The following is a 20,532-nucleotide window of genomic DNA, read 5'->3' as shown; positions in this document are numbered from 1 at the left end:
TGGGCTCGGGCGCCATTCGGAAGGGGAATAGATGAGGACACTCCTGATTGCCCTGTCCGGCGCACGCCCAGAAGTCTTGAAGCTCTGCCCGACCGAGCAGGGCAAATTCGAGGGCATCGGCGGAGCGGTGCTCACCACCAGCGTGCTGGCGGTCGTGTCGATGACGTTCGCCCTGAACTCCGCGCTCGGCGTCTCCCTTGTCCTCGCCATCCCGGCCAGCCTCGTCTGGGGCCTGGCCATCATGAGCCTCGACCGCTGGCTGGTCAGCACCATGCACGCCGACGGGCCGCGGCGCTGGCGGGTGGCTCTGCCCCGGATCCTCATGGCCGTGCTGCTCGGCCTCGTCATCTCGACCCCGCTGGTCCTGCAGATCTTCAAGTCCGAGATCGACGCACAGATCGTCCAGATCAAGCAGCAGCGCGCCAACGAGTTCTCCACGCGGCAGAGCACGGGCAGCGTCGCCCGGGAGGTCGCCCGCCTCCGCACGGAGACGACGGCCCTCCAGAACGTGATCACCTCCGAAGGCGACGTCCCGCTGGATCCCGCCAAGGACCCGAAGATCAAATCACTGACCGCCGAGCGCGGCGCCCAGCAGACGCAGACCAAGAAGCTCTACGACGAATGGCAGTGCCAGCTCTACGGCGGGAAGACATGCCCGCGCAAGGGCGACGGCCCCCTGGCCCAGGCGAGCAAGCGCGCCTACGAGAAGGCCCAGAGCCAGGTCGACCTGCTCACCCGGCAGATCGAGGACCGCAAGTCAGAGCTCACCGCCACGGACGAGAGCAGCAAGAAGGAGCGCCTCGACCAGGCGACGCAGGACCTGCCCAAGGTCCAGGAGTCGCTCGATGCCGCGGTGCGGCGCCAGAGCGACCTGCAGAACGCCTTCGACGCGGAGAACAGGGCCACCAACGGGTTGCTGATCCGGCTGCAGGCCCTCAACGAGGCGTCCGGCAAGGATTTCACCCTCAGGTCGACCCACCTCCTGCTGTTCCTGCTGTTCCTGCTGATCGAGTGCCTGCCGGTCGCGATCAAGCTGATGCAGAAGCCGGGCAACTACGAGAAGATTCTCAACCTCGCGGCGAAGCAGGAGTTCCGGGACGCGCGAGACAGTTACCGCTCCCAGTTCGGTTCCTCCGCCCCCTCGCCGGGTTCCGCGACACAGCAGGACGCCGACGACGACTCCGCATCAATATGGGACATCTGGGAAGAACCAGACCCCCTACGCGCCACCCGCAGGGTGCAGACCCCGGCCGGGCAGTCGAAGACCATGCATCTGACCGACCCTCAGAACCCGGACAACGACCACTACTCCGCCGAGGACGACATGCTGCGCGCGATGCCGAACACCCGGGCGTTCCGTAGATCCGACTCCGCGGGCCCGGCGGGCGAGCGCCCCGGCAGGATCGAACTGTTCCCCGATGACGACGACTGACCCTGCGTGATCCCCGAAATGAACGGCCGCCTGGTCAATGACCGCTACCGGCTCCTGTCCATGATCGGCAGTGGCGGGATGGGGAATGTCTGGCTGGCCGAGGACGAGTTGCTCGGGCGCCGCGTCGCGCTCAAGGAGCTCATCCTGTTCCCGAACGGAGAGCACCTGTCCGTGCGTCGCCAGCGCGTGCTGCGCGAGGCGCGGGCCGCGGCGCGGATCAGGCACTCCGGCATCGTCGAGGTCTACGATATGTTCGTGGAGGACGATCTTTCCTGGATCGTCATGGCCTACGTCAAGGGCAGTTCGCTCCAGGACCTGATCGAGCGCGGCCCCATCGGCGAGCGCCGGATCGCCGAGATCGGCAGGCGGGTGCTGGCCGCGCTGACCGCCGCGCACCGGGCCGACGTGCTGCATCGTGACGTGAAGCCCGCCAACATCCTGGTCGGCGAGGGGGGCGAGGTGTTCCTCGTCGACTTCGGTATCGCCCACATCATCGGCGAGAGCCGCCTCACCTCGCAGAACGCCTTCGCGGGCACGCTGGAATACATGGCGCCGGAACGGATCAACGGCCTTCCTCCGGGGCCGCCCGCCGACCTGTGGTCTCTGGGGGCGACCTTCTTCCACGCCCTGGAGGGATACTCCCCGTTCTTCCGCGGCAATGTGCCGGCCACCATGAAAGCCATCACCTTCGACGCCCCTCCCCGCCTCACTCGTACGGGGCCGCTGTCCGACGCGGTCGTCAGGCTGCTCCGCAAGGATCCCGACCGGCGGATGGACGCGCGGGGACTGGAGGGGATTCTGAGGTCGATCGTCGCCGATCCCCCACCCGCGCCCTCGCCACACCGCCCCAGGCCCGCCCCCTCACCGCCTCCTGCCGACCCCGCGCCTGCACAGCGCCGGCCCAGGGTCGCCGCCCCCTCACCCCACCCTTCCGACCCCGCGCCCTCGCAGCACCGGCCAGGGGCCGCACCCTCAGCCACACCGTCGCCCAGGCCCGCGTCACCGATCTCGTCCAGGGCCACCGAGCGCGCGCAGGAAAGGCCCGTGGATCTCGACGGGCTGGCCCCAGCCGAAGCCGCCCGGGTCGTCAGCGCCATGGCGACCTCGCCCGCCGCGCGACTGCTCGCCCGCCTCCCCGCGGAGATCGTCTCGCGGGTGCTGGTCCACATCGAGCCGGAAGCCGCGGGGGCGATCCTGCTGGAGCTGTCCGCGGACAGGGCCGCCTCGTTTCTCGACGCGGTCCCGGCGAGAACCGCAGGCCCCGTGCTGAATGTGATGGCGGCCAGGCGGCGGGAGACCGCCGCGGTGCTGCGGGCGATGGAGACGGCCCGCGCGGGCCAGGCGCTGAGCCACATCGATCCCGGACAGGGCGGCGCGCTGCTGGGCGCCATACCTCCCGGCGAGGTCGCGAAGATCCTCGCGCGCACCGCCGCCCGGACCACGGCCGGCATCGTCCGCGTCCTCGCCGCGACCCCGCTCGCCATCCGCCTGATCGAGACGATGCCCGCACAAAAGGCGTGCGACGTGCTCGGCTACTTGCCCCCCGCCATCATCGCCAGATTGCTCGAATCCTCCTCCGACGGCCGCGCCGACCGCCTGCTCAACGGCCTCGACGGCGCTCTACGCGCTCAGGTCCTTCGCCATCCGCACCCATCGAAAGATCAACGATCAGGTGAGGGGCGGGCGCGGCCGGAGAACCCGCACGAGGGCCGGAAATGACTACGGGCACCCCCGCGGTGCGGAAGGTGCCCAGGTCATCGGCTTCAGCCGGTGGTGCGCCGCCAGGGACTCGAACCCCGGACCCGCTGATTAAGAGTCAGCTGCTCTAACCAACTGAGCTAGCGGCGCTTGCAACGGGGGTAACTCTAGCAGCAGCCTCAGCTCGCTCGCACCCCGGTTGATCCCGCTCGGCCCCTGTCCGCCACTGTCCGCCACTGTCCGCCACTGTCCACCGCCTGGACGCCGTCCGGCCCCCGGATAGACTCGGGGCCGGACAGTCCCCCAACTGTCCGGCCCCGGCCTCTTCGCGGGCTTTGCCATCGTCTCCCCCAAGACTCCGGCGGCTCCGCTCGGGAACGCGATCCCCCTCGCGTCCTTATCCGGTGAAAAGTCTCTGCAATGCTCCCCCCGGGCTTCGCAGACCCCTTGACCTGCAACAACACTACCTGGCCAAATGTAACGGGCGCGTCATCCAAAGGTTGATTTTGCACCTACACCCACCCTTGACCCGGTATCACCGAAGCCTCCGTCAACCCCCGCCGGATACCCGACAATCCGGCTTCCCGGGGGTCGAGGTGCCTGGTTCGGGCTCGGCCGGGGGTCGATCGGCCTGCCCCGGGCTCGGACCGAAGGCCGATCGGCCCGGTTCGAGCTCGGGCCGAGAACCGATCTGCCTGCCCCGGGCCTGGATCAGGGGAGTTCGAGGCCGACCTCGGTGTTCTCCCTCAGCGCCCGGCTCACCGTGCAGTACTTCTCCTCGACGCGGTGGGCCACCGCGCGGAGGACCTCGGAGGCCTTCTCGTCACCCTCGGGAAGTTCCACGTCGTAGGTGATGGTGATCGGCCCCAGCTTGCTCGCCTCGACCTTCTCCGCCTGGACCGTCATCGCCAGGCGGACCATGCGGTGGCCACGCTGGGCCGTCAGTGGCTCCACCGTGACGATGTTGCAGCCGCCGAGCGCCGCGAGCAGCAGTTCGACCGGGGTGAAGGTCCCCTGCTCGTCGCCACTGCCCATGGCGACCTCGGCTCCTCGGTCATTGCGCGCCACGAACCCGTTCTCGGTCCGTTCCACTCTCACCTGCGCCATCGCGTTCCTCCTCCGGCCGCCCTGGATCTGCGGATCACCCTACAGAGGCAGGGAGGCCGGAACGGCGCCCGCCTCAGGCATCGGGATGTCTGGACAGGTACTCGATGTAGAACGGGCGCAGCGCGTCGCCCAGCTCCCCGTGGCCCGAGACCATGGCGTCACTGAGCAGAGCCGAGATCCGGCTAAGGTCGTTGGTCGTCTCATCCCCGTGGCCCGATGACGCCTCCGCCGCCGGGATCAAGGAGAGCAGCTCCCACAGAAAGCCGAGATCTCCGTGGTGCACGGCGTAGTGGACCGCGCGATCATGCAGTTCTTGGGCCGACAGTGACTCAAGCTCATCCGTTTCCAACAGACCCACCCCCTCACGCCCCTTCTGCCCCGAGATTGTCACCATCATGCGCGATCGACGGTACGCACAGTCAGCGCACCAGCCGGACCAGCATCTTCCCCGTGTTGGCGCCGCGGAGCATGTCGATGAACGCCCGCGGGGCGTTATCCAGGCCGTCGACGACGGTCTCCGTCGAGACGAGCCTGCCCTCGCGGAGCCAGGCGCCAACCTCGGCGATCATGTCGGGCAGCCGCGCCTGGTGGTCGGAGACGATGAATCCGCGCAGGGTGAGCCGTTTCCCCACGGCCAGGAGGAGGTTGTTCGGGCCCGGTACCGGCTCGGTGGCGTTGTAGACCGAGATCGCCCCGCACATCGCGACCCTGCCGTACATCCTCAGCTCGTCGATGGCCGCCTGTAGATGGTCGCCGCCGACGTTGTCGAAGTAGACGTCGATCCCGCCGGGGGCCGCCTCGGCGAGTTGCTCACCGATCCGGCCGTCGCGGTAGTTGAAGGCGGCGTCGAAGCCGAGATCGCGGACCAGGTAGGCGACCTTCTCCGGCGACCCGGCGCTGCCCACCACGCGTGAGGCGCCCTTCAGCCGGGCGATCTGCCCGGCCAGGCTGCCCACGGACCCGGCCGCGCCGGACACGAACACCGCCTCGCCCTCCTTGAAGTGAGCGATGTCGAGCAGGCCCACGTACGCGGTGAGGCCGGTCATGCCCAGCACCCCGAGGTAGGCGGAGAGCGGGACACCCGGGATCTCCTCGACCTTGCAGGCCTGCCTCGCGTCAAGCACGGCGTACTCGCGCCAGCCGTACCCGTGGGTGACGAAGTCGCCGGGGGCGAAGTCCGGCGAGCGCGACACGACGACCTCGCCGACGGCCCCGCCGTCGAGGGGGGCACCGATCTGGAAGGGCGGAAAGTAGGACTCGCCCTCGTTCATGCGTCCCCGCATGTACGGGTCGACACTGATGAAGAGATTGCGGACCAGAATCTCCCCCTCCTCGGGAGCGGGCAGCTCGGCCTCGGCCGGCTCGAAGTTCTCCGGGACCGGCCACCCCGAGGGCCGCGACGCCAGCCGGATCTCCCGCGACACCGTACGGCCGGCCGCACGCGCCGACGTCCCGTTCACAGCGGCGGTCCCGGTCGCGGCGGCGGTCCCGGTCGCGGCGGCCCTCCCGGCACCGGTGCCCGCTCCGGCCCTCGGCCCGGCTCCCGTCTCCGGCACGGCCCCGGGTCCGGCCCCGGCCCGGGCTCCGGGTCCTGCTCCGGGTCCGGGCCCGGGCTTGGGAGCGGCGCCGGGCTGGGGGCCGGGTTTGGGAGCGGGTCCAGGCTTGGGACCGGGCTTGGGGCCGGGTCCAGGCCTGGGAACGGGACCGGGCCTCGGGCCCGGCTTGGGGACCGGCCGGGTTCCGGGTTCTGTCCCGCCTCCGGTGGACTGATCTCCTGATCGGCCGGTGGATGATCGGTCGTCCGACATGATGAGGCCCCCTCGGCGATTTGTGCTTCTCATCTGGGACTTTCCCATCCGGTAGCGGTTCTTCTCGCGAAACGGCGACGCACCTGACAAGATCTCGCCACTTTCGTGACCGCATCTGGTCACGGATGCGAAACTCTCCACGGAAGCCGGAATACGGTCCGCCGTCCCGGTCACCGTGACCGCCGTACCCGCGGCGCTCGGTATCGATCGGATCGGCAGGCGCTCGGCCGGCCAGCAAAGTGTCTAGTGTCCGTATATATCCGCTCTCGGGATGCAGATCTGCCGCCCGTCCAACCATCCATGCGAGGATGCCCAAACGTGAAAATAATCATCAAAATACTGGTTGTGGCCGCCGCCCTGTGGGCGGCGACCCGGCTCGTGGACGGCATCACGGTGTCCGCGCAGACCCCTGCCAAGGAGATCGGCACGCTCCTCGCCGTCGCCCTGGTGTTCGGGATCGTCAACACCGTTCTCAAGCCCGTCATCAAGACACTCGGCTGCGCCTTCTACATCCTCACGCTGGGCCTGTTCGCCCTGGTCGTCAACGCCGGGCTGCTGCTGCTGACCAGCTGGATCGCCAAGGAGCTCAGCCTGCCCTTCCACGTGGAGGGCTTCTGGCCCGCGTTCTGGGGCGCGATCGTCATCGGCCTGGTCAGCTGGCTGCTCGACCTGATCCTCGACGCGATCGTCGGCGACTGAACCGATGGTCGTCGTCCTTGACGGCGCCCACCTGACCTGCGAACAGGTCGATCGGGCGGCTCACGGCTCACCGGTCGCGCTGGGCTCCACGGCCCGCGCGCGGGCGGCATGGCGGACGGCCTGCCTGCTCGAAGGGCCGGTATACGGCCGGACCACCGGGGTGGGCGCCAACAAGGACGTGGCGACCGAGGCCGCCGGTCTTGACCTGCTCCGCAGCCACGCGGGTGGCGCGGGGCCGCAGATCGAGGAGTTCCGTGCCCGCGCCACCCTCGTCGTCCGCCTCAACCAGCTGCTCGCCGGCGGCTCGGGGGTCGATCCCACGCTGTTGCCCGTACTCGCCGCCGCCGTCAACCGGGGCCTGACCCCGCCGATCCGCACCTACGGCGCCATCGGCACCGGTGACCTCACCGCCCTGGCCACCACCGCGCTCTGTCTGCTGGGCGAGCTCGCCTGGAGGTCTCCCTCCGAGGGCGTACGGACCGGCGGGCGAGCCGGAACCGACGCCTCATCCTGGGCGACGCGGGCCGGCGGGTCCGATGCCCGGGCCGAAGACGCCTCTCCCGGCACGCACGCCGGTGAGCCCGTGCCCCGGTTCGCGCTCGCCGCCGGTGACGCACTGCCGTTCATCAGCTCGGGCGCGGCCACCCTGGCGGACGCGGCGCTGGCCTGCCACCGCCTGGGAGTCCTCCTGTCCGCCGCCACGGCGGTCGCGGCCCGCTCCTTCCTGGCGGTCGACGCCTCGCTGGAACCGCTCTCTCCCGTCGTGCAGCGCGGCCCCGAGCAGACCTCGGTCGCGGCCGGGCTGCGCGCCCTGGTCGGCGCCACCAACCCGCGCCGCGTACAGGACCCGTACGGCTACCGCGCCTTCCCTCAGGTCCACGGGGCCGTGCTCGACGCTCTTCACCGGGCGGAGCAGACCGTCACCGAGGAGGCGAACGCGGCTCCGGAGAACCCGTTGATCGCCGATGGCCGGGCCTGGCACAACGGCAACTTCCACTCGGCGCGGGTCGCACTGGCCCTCGACGCCCTGCGGGCCGCGCTCGTGCAGACCGCGACGCTGAGCGCCGCCAGGCTCGCCACCCTGAACGACCCGGCCCACACCGGGCTGCTCCCCTTCCTCGCCGAGCGCCCCGGCCGCTCCGGGGTGATGATCCTCGAATACGTCGCGCACTCCGCCCTGGCCGAGCTGCGCCACCTGGCCGCCCCCGTCACTCTGGGCGGCGCCGTGCTCTCCCTGGGAACCGAGGACCACGCGAGCTTCACCCCGCAGGCGGCCCGTTCCACGCTCGCCTCCGTCGAACCGCTGGAGATCGTCCTGGCCTGCGAGCTGGTGACCTCCGTACGGGCCCTGCGCCTGCGCGGCGTCCCCTGCGATCTACCGTTCGATCCCGCGATGGACGACCGCCCGCTGGACGCCGACCTCGACGTGGCACGCGGGCTCCTGTCCGGCCTCGCCCTCGCCGTTCGCTGACTCTCCGCCGGTCAGCCGACCGAGCCGCGCTCGCGGAGCTGGGGGGCCTGGACGATGCGGCGGCGGCGCGGGTTGCCGTCGGCGGCGGCCACCACGATCCGGACGGCGGCCCGGACGATACCGTCGATGTCCCAGTCGACGGTGGTCAGGCCGGGGGTGAGCAGTCCCGACATGGGGTGGTCGTCGTAGCCCATCACCGACACCTCCGACGGGATGACCAGCCTCCGCTCGGCCGAGGCCGCGTAGACGCCGTAGGCGATCGAGTCGGCGAAGCAGAAGAACGCCCGGTGCCCGGCGTCGAGCATCTCGCCGGCGACCCTCGTGGCGGATGCCAGTGACTGCGGGGCGGTGACCATCTCGATGTCCAGATCCAGCCGCCCGGCCTCGGCCATGACGTGCACGTCGGCGGGCCTGTCGGGGGTGCTGGCCCCGGTCGAGGTGAGGACGGCCAGGCGCCGGTGGCCTCGCTTTCTCAGGTGCTCCAGGGCGAGGGTCACCCCGGCCCTGTTGTCGAAGACGACCTCGCCCGCGGCGCGCGCCCCGGCCAGCGCGTCGCCGATCGACACCACCGGCAGCCCCTCGCACAGCTCGGCCCAGAGCGGTGCCGCGGGGTCGACCGGCTGCACGATCAGCGCGTCCACTCGCTGGTCGCGGAGCTGCCTGGCGAGCGTGTGCTCCCTCGCGGGGTCGCCCGCGGCGTCCAGGATCAGGGCGTAGCGGTCGTTGTCCTTGAGCGCGCGGCCGATGCCGACGGCCAGCGCCTGCTGCCAGAGATCCTCCAGGGAGCCGCAGAGCAGGCCGATCATGCCGGTTCTGCCGCTGGCCAGCGCGCGGGCGATGGGATCAGCCTCGTAGCCGAGCTCGGCCGCGGCCCGGCGTACCCGCTCGATGGTCTCCTCGGAGACCTGCATGCCGCGCAGCGCGTACGAGACGGCGGCGGGTGACAGTCCGGTGGCCTTCGCCACCTCACGTATGGTCGCTCGTTTCCGGGGCTGGGGCATCGGACCAGCCTATTCCTCAAGGCCTCCGAAGGCGCACTCCCAGGGAGATCGCGGCTTTTGAGGGTATTGACATGATACGAGGTGAAGCGATTCACTGAAACGGTTCACTGAACCGTGTCACTGCTGGATGTAGCATGGTGGGAGCGGTTACCTATATTCTAGGTAGGAAATACCTCGATAGTCTGGGGGGAGGCCGGTTGTGGCCGTCGACGTTCACCAGCATCTGTGGACGCCCGCGTTCGTCGACGCGCTCAGGCACCGCACGGCCGCGCCCCGCCTCGACGGCTGGACCCTCCACACCGGCGGCGAGCCCCCCTACGAGGTCAACCCCGCAGACCACGACCTCACCGCGCGCCTCGCACTGAACTCGGACCTCTCCCTGACCCTGGTGTCACTGTCCAGCCCGCTCGGCATCGAGTCGCTGCCGCCCGAGGACGCCTGGCCGATCATCGACGCCTACCACGAGGACGCCCTCGCCCTGCCCGCGCCGTTCGGCGCCTGGGCGGCGACCTGTCTCAGCGAGGTCGACCCGGGCAGGCTCGCCAAGAGCCTCGACACCCGGCACGCCGGGCGAGGGTTCGCCGGGCTCCAGTTGCCCGCGACCGCCGTGCGCGACGCCGCGGGCCTGGCCCACCTCGCCCCGCTGCTCGACGTGCTCACCGAACGCGACCTGCCGCTCTTCGTGCACCCAGGACCCGCCCCGGAAGCCGAGGAACCCGAAGTACCCGGGGTGCCCGGCTGGTGGCCGGCCGTCGTGCCGTACGTGCAGCAGATGCACTCCGCCTGGTACGCCTTCGCCGCCTTCGGCCGGGCCCGCCACCCCCGCCTGCGGGTCTGCTTCTCGCTGCTCGCCGGGCTGGCCCCGCTGCACTCCGAGCGCCTGGCCAACCGGGGCGGGGAGGGCCGGGGGCAGGTCGACCCCGGCATGTTCCTGGAGACCTCCTCCTACGGTCCGCGCGCCATCGACGCGATCGTCCGCGAACTCGGCGTCGACGTCGTGGTCAGCGGTTCCGACCAGCCCTACGCCACCGCCCCGGACCCCGGGCTCGGCGACGCCGCCTGGCACGCCATGGCGGTCACCAACCCCAACCGTCTGTTGAACCGGAAGGAGTCGCGTCAGTGAACCAGTCCCAGGACCGTGGGAGCTGTGTGCTCCCGGCGACGACGGCCCCGAGCGACGCGAGCGCCACGCGAGTGAACAGCAGCGGCGCCAAGCCGTCCGGCGGTGAGTCCGCATGAGCTACGAGGCCCTGCCCGCCCGCGCCCTCGACCGGCGCGAGCTTCTCGACCTGGTCAACGAGCTGGCCGCCGACCCCTCCCGATGGGAGGGGCAGGTCGAGTTCCCCGAGGAGGGGGGCCGCCACTACGCCTCTCTCTACCGTGACTCCCACGTCGACATCTGGCTGCTGTGCTGGCGGCCCGAGGACGACACCGGCTGGCACGACCACGACACCTCCTCCGGCGCGGTCCGGGTGGTGGCCGGGACACTCCTGGAGTGCAACCCCCGGATCGGCGGCGAGCACCTGGAGACCATGATCTCCGAGGGCGGGTCCTTCTCCTTCGGTCCCGACCACATCCACCGGCTGAACGGCGCGGTGCACGGCAGCGTCTCGATCCACGCGTACTCACCGCCGCTGTGGCGCCTGGGCCAGTACTCGATCAGCGACAGCGGCGTGATGCGCCGCGTCTCGGTCAGCTACGCCGACGAGCTGCGCCCGCTGGACGACGCCGAGCAGATGGTCGAGGTCGCCTGAGGCCGGACGGCTCGGGCGGAGATTCGGCAGGGAGACGGCCTTGGACAGGTGCCGAACCTGATCAAAAAAGAATTGATCAAGTTCGGCACCGGACCGCCCAAGGGTTGTTCGGTTGTACGGGGGGTTGTATTTGAGAGCAGACCAGGTCCAGATACTGGGACAGGCGCCCCCTGGGCAGGCATCATCAACGCATGGGCGGTGACAGAACACTCCTGGGCGGCAACACGACGCTGGCTGCGGTGCTCTCCGAGGCGGGGTGCTCCCACGGTGCGCTCGCGCGTCGGGTGAACGAGCTGGCGGGGCGCCAGGGAGTGGTGACGCGCTACGATAAGGCATCTGTCACCCGCTGGTTGCAAGGGATGCATCCGCGGGGCCATGTCCCGGAGTTCATAGCCGCTGCGCTGGCCGAACGCCTCGGACGCGCGCTCAGTCCGGTCGCCATCGGTTTTCTGGCGGAGCCTCAGCGTCCCGTCGTGGCCCGTTCGCTCGCCTATGGTGAAGATGTGGGTGAAACACTGCACACGCTTGCCGAACTCGGCTCCACCGATATCTCCCGCCGCGCGCTGCTGGGCAGTGTGCCCTTCGTCGCCACGGCCCTGATGGACCCTCAGCGCCGCTGGCTGCTCTGGCTTCTCGAAGACGACCAGGCCACACACCTGACAGCCGTCGCGAACAGTGGCCCCGCTGAGCGTGTCTACGCGATGATCGCGATGTTCGACGAGATGGACAACCGCTTCGGCGGCGGACAGGTGCGCTCCAGTGTCGTGCACTACCTCACCGCCGAGGTCGTCCCCATGCTCCAGCGGTCTGGGGCACCCGAGCGCCAGCGCGGCCGGCTGTTCACTGCGGCGGCGAAGCTGGCCGCGATGGCGGGCTGGAGCTCCTATGACTCGGCCGAGTACGGCCTGGCCGAGCGCTACATGATCCAGGCGCTACGGCTCTGTGCCGAAGGCGGGGACCGGGTGCTGGGCGGGCAGATCCTGGCCGGCCTGTCTCATCTGGCCACCAGCCTCGGCCGTCCCGACGAGGGAGTCGCCCTCGCGCGTAGCGGACTGGCCACAGCCAAGAATGCGGGAAGCCCGCTCGGGCTGATGCGGCTGCATGCCATGGCGGCTCGCGGGCATGCCGCCCTCAAGCACTCGGCGCAGGCCGCCGCCTCGTTGAAGGCCGCCGACGCTGCCCTGGACGCCAGCGACGGTCCTTCGGAGGAGTCGCCCTGGGTCCGCTACCTCGACCACCACTACCTGGAGGCCGAGGCCGCGCACTGCTTCCGTGACCTGGGCGATGCCCGCCGCGCCGAACACCTCGCCGACGACTCGGTACGCGCCAACGCCGACCGGCGTCGACGCCAGGCCATCAGCCAGTCCGTCCTGGCCACCGCACATCTACAGCAGCGGCGCCTGGACGAGGCCATCGATGCGGCCAGCACCGCCTTGAACCTACTGGGCACGGTTCACTCCGAACGGTCGGTGCAGGCTCTGCGTGATTTCCGCACCAGGCTGGAGCCGCACCACGCGGAGCCGCTGGTGCGCCGGTTCGAACGGCAGGCCCGGCCCGTACTCGGCGCGGCCTGAGGTCAGTAACCGTCCGGGGTCGGCGCGTTCTGCGCCCGGTCCACCGGGATGTTCGCCCCTGATATGCCGCTCGCCGCGTCGGAGAGCAGGAAGGCGATCACCGCCGCGACCTCGGCAGGATCCACCAGTTGCCCGGCGGGGAACTCGCGGGTGAACGCGGCGAACCGTTCGGGATGCTGGGTGCGCATCCGATCCCACCGCTTGCCCGGGATGAGCATGGAGCCCGGTGAGACGGCGTTGACCCGGATCCCGTCCGCCCCGAGCTCCCGGGCCAGCGAGGTGGCCAGGTGGATCTGTGCGGCCTTGGCCGCGCCGTACTGGGGCTGAGGTCCGGGTTTCCAGCCGGAGATCGACGAGACGATCACGACGGATCCACCACCCGCCGCACGGAGATGCGGGGCGGCGGCCGAGATGAGCCGGGCCGCGTGCCCGACGTTCAGCTCCCACGTCGCCGTCCAGTCCTGGGAGGTCGCTGAGCCCAGCGCTCCGCCTCTCGCCCCACCGGCACATGCCACGACGCCGTCCAGCCCGCCGAATCGAGAAGCCGCTTCGGCGACGAACTCCTCCAGCAGCTCTGAGGCGGTCACGTCCAGCGACTTGGTGAACAGCGTGTTCTCACCGTACCCCCCCAGGGATTCAGCCATCTGACGGAGGTGCTCCTCGCTGCGGGCGCATGCCGCCACCGAGCAGCCTTCGAGCACGAGACGCCGCACGATCTGCTCGCCCAGCCCGCGTGATCCGCCCGTGACGACAACACGCTTTCCGGTCAATGTGAATCCAGCGCTTCCGGCCGGGCCGGCGTGACTGCCGTCCATGTCGTGTCCCCTTCCTGTGTCAACACTCCACGATCTTGCCGAATGGTCCCTGGTGAGCATGCAGCAGCACAGGACCTCGCGACTACGCCCCACCTCGCGCAAGGCGTACAACCTGCGTGCACCCCGGCGTGCCCGCAAACACCATCGATGCATCCTTCCGGAACGGCCGCCGGAGGGGTTGCCTGAGCACGGCGCCCTACCGCTTCGAACGGTGACGGTCGCTGAGCACAGAGTGTCCCCCGTCTGGTCTCCAGGAAGGAATCCGGCTATGGCCGTCGATGGCATCTCCAGCACCTCGCGCCCACAGCGCTCTCACTACGCGAAAAGGCGGAACGACGCATCCGGAGCGGTCGGCCGGAAGCAGCCGTGATGAGCGCCGCCGACGTGGACCTTCCAGCAGTTACACTTCACGCCCAGCTGAAGACGGCCGTCGATCCTCTCGCCCCGAAGAGGGCCCGCGTCTTCACCGCCGACATCCTGCGCGCGTGGGGAGAGCAGGATCTCATCGATGACGCCGTCCTGATCGTCAGCGAACTGGTCACCAATGCCTTCCATCACGGTCGAAGCCAGAGGCCGGAAGATCTCACCGCTCTCATGGGTCAGAGCACTGAGATCGTCACCCTGCTCCTGGAACTGCGGCCGAACGCCGTGGGCATCCATCTCCAGGACGGCTCTCCGATCCTGCCCGTGCCCCGGATCGCTCTTGACGATCAGGAGAACGGCCGTGGGCTGCAGATCATCACGGCTCTCGCTCAGTCATGGACTGCCGCTCCTATCGCCGCAAACGGAAAGCAGGTCACCACCTTCCTGCGCCGCGACAGCACGTCCTCCGCGTGACCTGTGACATCCCCGGATCCGCCTCAGCAAGGAGAACCGCGACCGTGATTTCCCCATCTGCTGGCTCCCACGATGAATCGCCCGCCCCCGAGCCCCGCAGAGCGCTGCTGCTCGATCTGGATGGCGTCCTGTTCGACACCCGCGTCGTGATGTGCAGGGCCTGGCAGCTCGTTCAGGAACGTCACAACGTGGACGTCCCCTTCGAGGATTACCTGCGCCACATCGGCCGTCCCTTCCCCGACATCATGCGGCAGCTTGGCCTGTGCGAGGCCGAGCTGTTGCACGCCACCTACGACGAGGCGTCCGTCACGTGGGCTGACCTCGCCCCGCCGTTTCCCGGAATCGAGGCGGCGTTGCGTGCCTTCGCTGAGGACGGCTGGTCGCTTGGGGTTGTGACCGCCAAGCCGCTCAACCGGGCGGCACCGCTCCTGGAACACCTGGGCTGTCCGTTCGGCACGGTGCGTACTCCCGGTAGCGAGCGTGGCAAACCCGCTCCTGACGCCCTGCTGCTGGCCCTGGTCGAGCTCGGAGCGGATCCGGCACAAGCCGTTTACGTCGGGGACATGGCGGTAGACCAGGAGGCCGCCTTGCGCGCAGGCGTGCGGTATATCCACGCCGGATGGGGATATGGGGCTCCTACCACACCGTCTCCCTTGGTCGTGGAGACTCCCGCCCGCCTCGTCCAGATCGGGCGGAACCTACAGGCTCCCGCGGCGTCCTCACCGGTGCCCTTGAGGAGCCCCAGATGACCACTGCCAGCGACCTCACGCTGATCTTCTCAGGGCGGCCGTCAGCCACGCCGAGCTGGGACCTGATGCGCGCCGCGAGCCTCACGCCCTCAGCGGGACCGCGCATCCGCGTGGAGGAACTCGACGTGGGCGAGATTGATCCCGACGAGATCAAGCGGCATGTCGAGCACGTGATGGACGAGCTCGGATCGTTCGCCTCGGAACTCGCCGTGACACCGAGCGGCGCCTCGTGGCTGCACGTCCATCAAGTGCCGGTGCGGAGGCTGGTCTCCCAGGTCGTGCGTAAATTGCTCGCCCTGTCGGCCTGGCCGCCGTTCACGAGCGCCCCCGGTCCCATTACCGTCCCACCTGGACAAGCGCTGATCGGCGAACGCGACAGCAGTTCGCAGGAGTACCGCTCCTATACGGTCACCTGGCCGGGAATCGCCTACCTCCTCGGCGCAGAGGTCCTCGCCGCGTCGGCGCCGTTACCCCGTTCCTTCGCCAGCGCAGAGATCCGGGATGTCCCCAGCTTCCCGACGGCGGCGGTGGTGGCTGTGTCGTGGTCATCGCGCCATGCCGGGACGCTGCTCCCGGTCCTGGCGGAGGTAAGCCGCAATGGACAGCGGAGCCTGCTGCTGGATCTGGCCACTGACCCTGCACAACGGTGCCTGGAGGTCGATGATCCGCTGATCACGGTCCACCGGATTCCCCTCACCCGCCTGCTCGCTCCCGGAGGGCTTCCCGTGACCACTCTCCATGCCATGCGGCAGCCGGGCGACAGTCGATCCGTGCTGATCGGAGCACATAAGGTCCTCCTGGACCGGCTGGCCGACCTCGCGGCCCGCCTGCTGGAGCGCAGCGCGGGATGCACCCAGCCGTCCTGGTGCGCCACCGTGAACGCCGAAGCGTGGCTGGACGGTGTCATCGCCGCCACCCGGCCCGCGACGATGCTGGTCAGCAATGACACGAGCCCTCTCGGCGCGCTCGCCGTACATACCGCCGACCGGATCGGCGTGCGGACCGTCTACGTGCAGCACGGAGCGTGGATTCCCGGGTCGGTGGCCTGGCCCGTCCTGCACTGCCGTCACATCGTCGTCATGGGTGAGCGGGACGCCGCGTCGGCCGCCGGGTGGGTACGGCGTGACGACGCCGAGATCCACGTGCTGGGCCAGCCACGTTTTGACGCACTCGCCTCGGTGGATCGCCCGCGTCAGCGCCGTTACCTGGAGAGTCTGCTCACTTCGGAAGGCGGCCGGCCACCGGAACGGATCGTGGTCTGGGCCTGCCAGCCGTTCTCCCGCAGCCGTCTGCGAACCCAGGCGGAGATCCTCTTACGTGGGATGCAGGCAGCGGAGGGAGGCTGGGAACTGGTCATCGCTCCTCATCCTGCGCAGGACCCGCACGTGTTCGAGGCTCTCTCCGGGCTGAAAGTGGCCGTCGCCGATCCGGCGACAGGGGCGCGCGGCTGCCTGGTCGGTTCCGACGCCATCGTGACGGTCTCCTCCACCTGCGGTATCGAAGCGATGCTGCTGAACGTGCCGGTGCTCGAACTCCGCCTGCCCGGCGAGCAAACCCTCGGTCTGGCCGAACATCAGGCGGCGCGTGCCTGCGCGGATGCGGCCGATGTCGCCGCGGCCCTGTCTCACCTGGCCGCATTCCCTCGTCAGACATCCGTCTCCGGCAGGGCGAAGAACGCCGTGTGCCGATGGGACGGCGCGACTGCTGCCGCCGTCGCGAAACTCGTCCTCGGCCCGTCGAGCTGACCTCGTACGGCCCGCATTTCTCGACAACGATGCCCCGCTGATGGCGGGCCAGGAAGGAAACCCCTGATGATGACCTTGACGGCTGACAGCGTCGCCGGGCTGTTCGGCGGGACGGTAGCTCTGACCATGAACGGCGGGCGGAGCGTCAGCCCGCGAGGCATGGCCACGCGAGAGGTTCTGGACGTGAACCTCCGGCTGACCCGGCCACGGGCCAGGCTGCTGCTCGCCCCACCAGCCCGCATCCTCAACCCGGCCTTCGCCATCGCCGAGACCGTGTGGATCCTGTCCGGCTCCGACGACCCGTGGATCTTCGACTTCAACGGGCGGCTTCGTCAGTTCGCCGACGGGGGAGTCCTGCGCGGCGCCTATGGCCCGCGGATGCGCCGCTGGGGTGGGCGGATCGACCAGCTGGCACGGGTCATCGAGACCCTGAAAGCCGATCCGGACTCCCGCCGCGCGGTGGTTCAGCTGTACGACCCCGCTCAGGACACCGCAGGGCATCGGGACGTCCCGTGCACCCTCGGCTTCCGCTTCCACCTGCGGCAGGGGCGACTGCACATGTCCACCACCATGCGCGGCCAGGACGTATGGGTGGGCCTGCCGTATGACCTGTTCTTCACCACCACCCTGCACGAGCTGATGGCCGGGTGGCTGGAGGCCGAGCTCGGCGACTACCACCACCACGTCGACTCCCTGCACATCTACGAACGCGACATCGACCAGGCCGCCACGCTGAGGGCGATCCCCGAGACGCCGGAGCTCCCCGCGATGACCGCGCCGTGGCACGGCTTCGAAACGCTCCTGGCGCGGACCCGGGCGGGCGAGCTGACCGGCCATCCTGGCTGGGACACCGCGGCCGAGGTGCTCCACAGCTACCGGCTATGGAAGAGCGGCGACCGTGTCGGTGCCCAGCACCTCGCCGACCAAGCACGCGGGCCGCTGGGAGAGGCGTTGCGTGCCTGGTACGAGGAACTACGGTCGCGCGCGACGGCAACGGCCGGGACCCGGTGAGACCAGTGATGACATCCCCCTTTCCGGTCGTGCTGGGCCTGTGCTCCTACACCCACGACTCCGCCGCGGCGCTGCTGGTGAACGGCGAGCTGGTCGGGTTCGTCGAGGAGGAACGCCTGTCGCAGATCAAGCACACCAGGGACTACCCCCACCATGCCGTCCGGTGGCTGCTGCGGGAGGCCGGCATCACCGCCGCCGACGTGGACGCGATCGCCTACAACTTCTGCGGTCCCCGCTACCTGGACGCCGTCCCCGACGCGGCTCGCCTGTTGTGCTCGGTCGAGACGCGGGGACGGGCGCTGCCCCGGGCGGCCGGATTCGCCAAGGTCGCCCTACGTACGGCCCGCCGTGTCCAAGTCTTGGGCCGGATGTTCCCAGGCGCGCGAGTACGGCCGGTCCTGCACCATCGGACCCACCAGATGTACGCCTTCGCCGCCTCCGGCTGGGACGCGGCCGCCGTGCTTGTCGTGGACAGCCTGGGCGAGACGCAGACAACCACGGTCGCCGTCGCCCGCCAGCGCACCCCCGGCCAGCCCGAGATCCGCACTCTACATGCCCTGCACGATCCCGCCTCGCTCGCCTACGCCTACGGCGCGGTCACCGAACACCTGGGCTGGCGGCGTGGAGACGAGGAGGGCACCGTGATGGCGCTGGCCGCCCTCGGCGACCCGGCGCGTTTCCGCGAGCTGTTCACCCGGGCCATCTGCCTTACCTCGGACGGTTTCACCCTGGACCCGAGGCTCTTCCCGATCCGGGTCCTGTCCTCCGGTTACCCTCGGCTGTCGCCCCGTTTCGTCGCCGAGACCTGTCCTTCCCGTCACCCGCACGCCCCCGTCGAGCAGGTTCACCGGGACCTGGCCGCCGCGCTACAGGAACGCACCGATGTGGTCATGCTGCACCTGGCCCGCCGCGCCCGGGCTCTGACCAGATCACGCCGCCTGTGTGTCGGCGGAGGAGTGGCGACCAACTGCGTCAGCATCGGCCGGATCATCGATGCCGGGATCTTCGAGGAGGTTTTCGTCCCGCCGGCTCCGGGGGATGCGGGAACCGCCATCGGAGCGGCTGCGGCCGTCCATCTCAACGCGGGTGGTCGGCCGCTGTCCGGCATCGCCGGAGTTTGCTATCTGGGCCCGGCCTTCGCCGAACCGGAACTCGACCTGTCTCCATGGCCCACCCTCGCGCTGAAACACGTGCAGGGTGACCCGGCCGAACATCTGGCCGAGCAGCTTGCGAGCGGACGCATCGTTGGGCTGTTCCAGGGGCGGGTCGAAGCGGGCCCTCGGGCACTGGGCAACCGCTCCATCCTGGCCTCCCCTCTGAACGAAGGCGTGGTCGAGCGGCTGAACGCCACGGTGAAGTTCCGCGAGCCGTTCCGGCCGTTCGCCCCGATGGTCCTCGCCGACCATGCGGCCGACTACTTCACCCTCGGCCAGGACGCCCCGTTCATGTCCATGGCCTCCGGCGTCACCGATCTCGCCCGTGCCCGGATCCCGGCGATCGTCCATGCCAACGGGACCGCACGGCTCCAGACCGTCACCAAAGATCAGAATCCCTTCATGCACGCCGTACTGGAGGCATTCGCCCGCCGGACCGGCGTCCCCGTCCTGATCAACACCTCCCTCAACGTCAAGGGCAAGCCCATCTGCGGAACGCCGCGGATGGCTCTGGACTGCCTGGCCGTCTCCGGGCTGGACGCGCTGCTCCTGGAAGGCAGGTGGGTGACGAAGTGATCATCGGATACAGCTTCTGGGGCTTCCTCGGCCCCGGGATCACCGACACTCCCGACGGAGGACGCAGCCACCGCCGTCCCCTGGTCGACGCGCTGATCGGGCAGGGCCACCAGCTGGTCTTCCTCCAGGCCGACCGCGACCGGCTGGAGGCCGGTGACGACCTCGGCGGTCGCTACGCCTTCGAGCGAGGTCTCCCCGAGATCGACGTGCTGTTCCTGGAATGGCGTTGGATCATCCCCGGCCGCAACACCACTCCGTGCGGGACTCCCGAACATACCTGCGACCTGCACCGGCAGCACGAACTCCTGGATCACTACACCGTTGTCCGGCGCACCCCGACGGTGATCTGGGACAAGGACCGGCAGCTGACCGCCGGTAGCCCGTGGCGCCACCGACCCGGCGTGATCGTGTGCGAGGCCGCTCTCGCGCCGACCGCCGGAGCGCGCAGCCTGCTGTTCCCCGTCGATGACGCGCTGCTGGACAGCGCCGACCCGCGCGCCCTGGCGATTGTTCCTCGGCCGATCACCCTGGGCTACGTGGGCAACCAGTACGACAGGGACGAGGAGTTCGACACCTACCTGGCGTCCGCCGCCGCGCGCTTCCCGCACCGGGTCGCCGGCAAGTGGCCCGACACCGACCGCTGGCCCTACGTGACCTTCCTAGGAAGGATCCCCTTCCCTCAGGTGCACGAGCTGTACGGCGGCGCGCTGGCGACCGTGCTGCTCCTGCCCCGGAGATACGCGGCGGCCGGTCAGGTGACCCAGCGCATCTTCGAGGCGGTCTTGGCCGGATGCCTGCCGCTCGCCCCCGCGGACATCCGGCACGTCGAGCGGTTCGTCCCTCCCCGGCTGATCGTCCGCGACAGGACCGACGTCATCGGCAAGCTGGCCCGCCTGCGTGCCATCGCGGGCAGCCGGGAGCACATGCGGCTGATCGCCGAATGCCTGCACCACCTGGAACTGTTCCGGCTGAGCACCCAGATCCGGGTCCTTGAAGCGGTGCTGGCCGACCTCACCGGACCGCGGGCCCGTATCGAGGCGGTCAGTTCAGGAAGGGAAGTCAGATGATCCCTTCGCGTACCCCGGGCAGCGGGGCCGCTGT

General features: G+C 69.7%; 18 protein-coding genes and 1 tRNA gene. 13 read left to right on the top strand and 6 right to left on the bottom strand.

The window, feature by feature from the left end; all coding sequences use genetic code 11:
- Nucleotides 1–31: 31 nt before the first annotated feature.
- Nucleotides 32–1,432, top strand: a complete 1,401-nt coding sequence (locus OIE13_RS01815; protein ID WP_326643793.1) for a DUF4407 domain-containing protein — start codon at nucleotides 32–34, stop codon at nucleotides 1,430–1,432.
- Nucleotides 1,433–1,438: 6 nt separating this feature from the next.
- On the top strand, nucleotides 1,439–3,151 hold the full coding sequence (locus OIE13_RS01810; RefSeq protein ID WP_326643794.1) for a protein kinase domain-containing protein: 1,713 nt from the start codon (nucleotides 1,439–1,441) through the stop codon (nucleotides 3,149–3,151).
- Nucleotides 3,152–3,203: 52 nt separating this feature from the next.
- Here the strand turns inward: OIE13_RS01810 and OIE13_RS01805 are convergent.
- The 4 genes from OIE13_RS01805 to OIE13_RS01790 form a co-directional block, all read right to left on the bottom strand.
- A tRNA-Lys gene (locus tag OIE13_RS01805) sits at nucleotides 3,204–3,280 on the bottom strand.
- 561 nt (nucleotides 3,281–3,841) lie between these two features.
- Entirely contained in the window at nucleotides 3,842–4,237 is a 396-nt protein-coding gene (locus tag OIE13_RS01800) for an OsmC family protein (protein ID WP_326643795.1), read from the bottom strand.
- A gap of 73 nt (nucleotides 4,238–4,310) precedes the next feature.
- Nucleotides 4,311–4,634, bottom strand: coding sequence for a hypothetical protein (locus OIE13_RS01795; protein WP_326829444.1), 324 nt, complete (start codon nucleotides 4,632–4,634; stop codon nucleotides 4,311–4,313).
- A 22-nt stretch (nucleotides 4,635–4,656) separates the two neighbouring features.
- Nucleotides 4,657–5,661: an NADP-dependent oxidoreductase gene (locus OIE13_RS01790; RefSeq protein WP_326646877.1), complete on the bottom strand. Its 1,005-nt coding sequence runs from the start codon at nucleotides 5,659–5,661 to the stop codon at nucleotides 4,657–4,659.
- A gap of 702 nt (nucleotides 5,662–6,363) precedes the next feature.
- Between OIE13_RS01790 and OIE13_RS01785 the strand changes: the two genes are divergently transcribed.
- Nucleotides 6,364–6,744, top strand: coding sequence for a phage holin family protein (locus OIE13_RS01785; protein ID WP_326643797.1), 381 nt, complete (start codon nucleotides 6,364–6,366; stop codon nucleotides 6,742–6,744).
- A gap of 4 nt (nucleotides 6,745–6,748) precedes the next feature.
- Nucleotides 6,749–8,215: an aromatic amino acid lyase gene (locus OIE13_RS01780; RefSeq protein WP_326643798.1), complete on the top strand. Its 1,467-nt coding sequence runs from the start codon at nucleotides 6,749–6,751 to the stop codon at nucleotides 8,213–8,215.
- Nucleotides 8,216–8,226: 11 nt separating this feature from the next.
- Here OIE13_RS01780 and OIE13_RS01775 read toward each other — a convergent pair whose 3' ends face one another.
- The gene (locus OIE13_RS01775; RefSeq protein WP_326643800.1) at nucleotides 8,227–9,180 is read right to left on the bottom strand and encodes a LacI family DNA-binding transcriptional regulator; all 954 of its coding nucleotides are present in this window, start codon (nucleotides 9,178–9,180) and stop codon (nucleotides 8,227–8,229) included.
- Nucleotides 9,181–9,415: 235 nt separating this feature from the next.
- Between OIE13_RS01775 and OIE13_RS01770 the strand changes: the two genes are divergently transcribed.
- The 3 genes from OIE13_RS01770 (at nucleotide 9,416) to OIE13_RS01760 (ending at nucleotide 12,544) form a co-directional block, all read left to right on the top strand.
- On the top strand, nucleotides 9,416–10,339 hold the full coding sequence (locus OIE13_RS01770) for an amidohydrolase (protein WP_326643801.1): 924 nt from the start codon (nucleotides 9,416–9,418) through the stop codon (nucleotides 10,337–10,339).
- Nucleotides 10,340–10,451: 112 nt separating this feature from the next.
- Nucleotides 10,452–10,970: a cysteine dioxygenase gene (locus OIE13_RS01765; RefSeq protein WP_326643803.1), complete on the top strand. Its 519-nt coding sequence runs from the start codon at nucleotides 10,452–10,454 to the stop codon at nucleotides 10,968–10,970.
- A gap of 191 nt (nucleotides 10,971–11,161) precedes the next feature.
- Complete coding sequence (locus OIE13_RS01760; RefSeq protein ID WP_326643805.1) at nucleotides 11,162–12,544, top strand: hypothetical protein; 1,383 nt, start codon at nucleotides 11,162–11,164, stop codon at nucleotides 12,542–12,544.
- Between the two features lie 2 nt (nucleotides 12,545–12,546).
- On the opposite strand, the gene OIE13_RS01755 is transcribed toward OIE13_RS01760, so the two are convergent.
- Nucleotides 12,547–13,314 carry an SDR family NAD(P)-dependent oxidoreductase gene (locus tag OIE13_RS01755; RefSeq protein ID WP_326829443.1) on the bottom strand — a complete coding sequence of 256 codons (768 nt, stop codon included), beginning with the start codon at nucleotides 13,312–13,314 and terminating at the stop codon, nucleotides 12,547–12,549.
- A gap of 414 nt (nucleotides 13,315–13,728) precedes the next feature.
- Between OIE13_RS01755 and OIE13_RS01750 the strand changes: the two genes are divergently transcribed.
- From OIE13_RS01750 to OIE13_RS01725, 6 genes are all read left to right on the top strand, one after another.
- A complete protein-coding gene (locus OIE13_RS01750) occupies nucleotides 13,729–14,196 on the top strand; it encodes an ATP-binding protein (protein ID WP_326643809.1) in 468 nt (155 codons plus the stop codon).
- A 44-nt stretch (nucleotides 14,197–14,240) separates the two neighbouring features.
- Nucleotides 14,241–14,945 (top strand): HAD family hydrolase, encoded by a 705-nt coding sequence (locus OIE13_RS01745; RefSeq protein ID WP_326829442.1) that lies wholly within the window; start codon nucleotides 14,241–14,243, stop codon nucleotides 14,943–14,945.
- Nucleotides 14,942–16,690, top strand: a complete 1,749-nt coding sequence (locus OIE13_RS01740) for a hypothetical protein (RefSeq protein WP_326643812.1) — start codon at nucleotides 14,942–14,944, stop codon at nucleotides 16,688–16,690. The genes OIE13_RS01745 and OIE13_RS01740 overlap by 4 nt, the downstream gene beginning before the upstream one ends.
- Nucleotides 16,691–16,756: 66 nt before the next feature.
- Entirely contained in the window at nucleotides 16,757–17,701 is a 945-nt protein-coding gene (locus OIE13_RS01735; RefSeq protein WP_326643813.1) for a thymidylate synthase, read from the top strand.
- A gap of 8 nt (nucleotides 17,702–17,709) precedes the next feature.
- Nucleotides 17,710–19,431, top strand: coding sequence for a carbamoyltransferase family protein (locus tag OIE13_RS01730; protein ID WP_326829441.1), 1,722 nt, complete (start codon nucleotides 17,710–17,712; stop codon nucleotides 19,429–19,431).
- Entirely contained in the window at nucleotides 19,416–20,498 is a 1,083-nt protein-coding gene (locus tag OIE13_RS01725) for a glycosyltransferase family protein (protein ID WP_326829440.1), read from the top strand. Before OIE13_RS01730 ends, OIE13_RS01725 begins: the two co-directional genes overlap by 16 nt.
- The last annotated feature ends 34 nt before the right edge of the window (nucleotides 20,499–20,532 follow it).

The organism is Streptosporangium sp. NBC_01810 (assembly GCF_035917355.1).
GTDB lineage: Bacteria > Actinomycetota > Actinomycetes > Streptosporangiales > Streptosporangiaceae > Streptosporangium.
The sequence above is the reverse complement of the archived record's forward strand: the minus strand, read 5'-3'. Positions and strand labels throughout refer to the sequence as shown.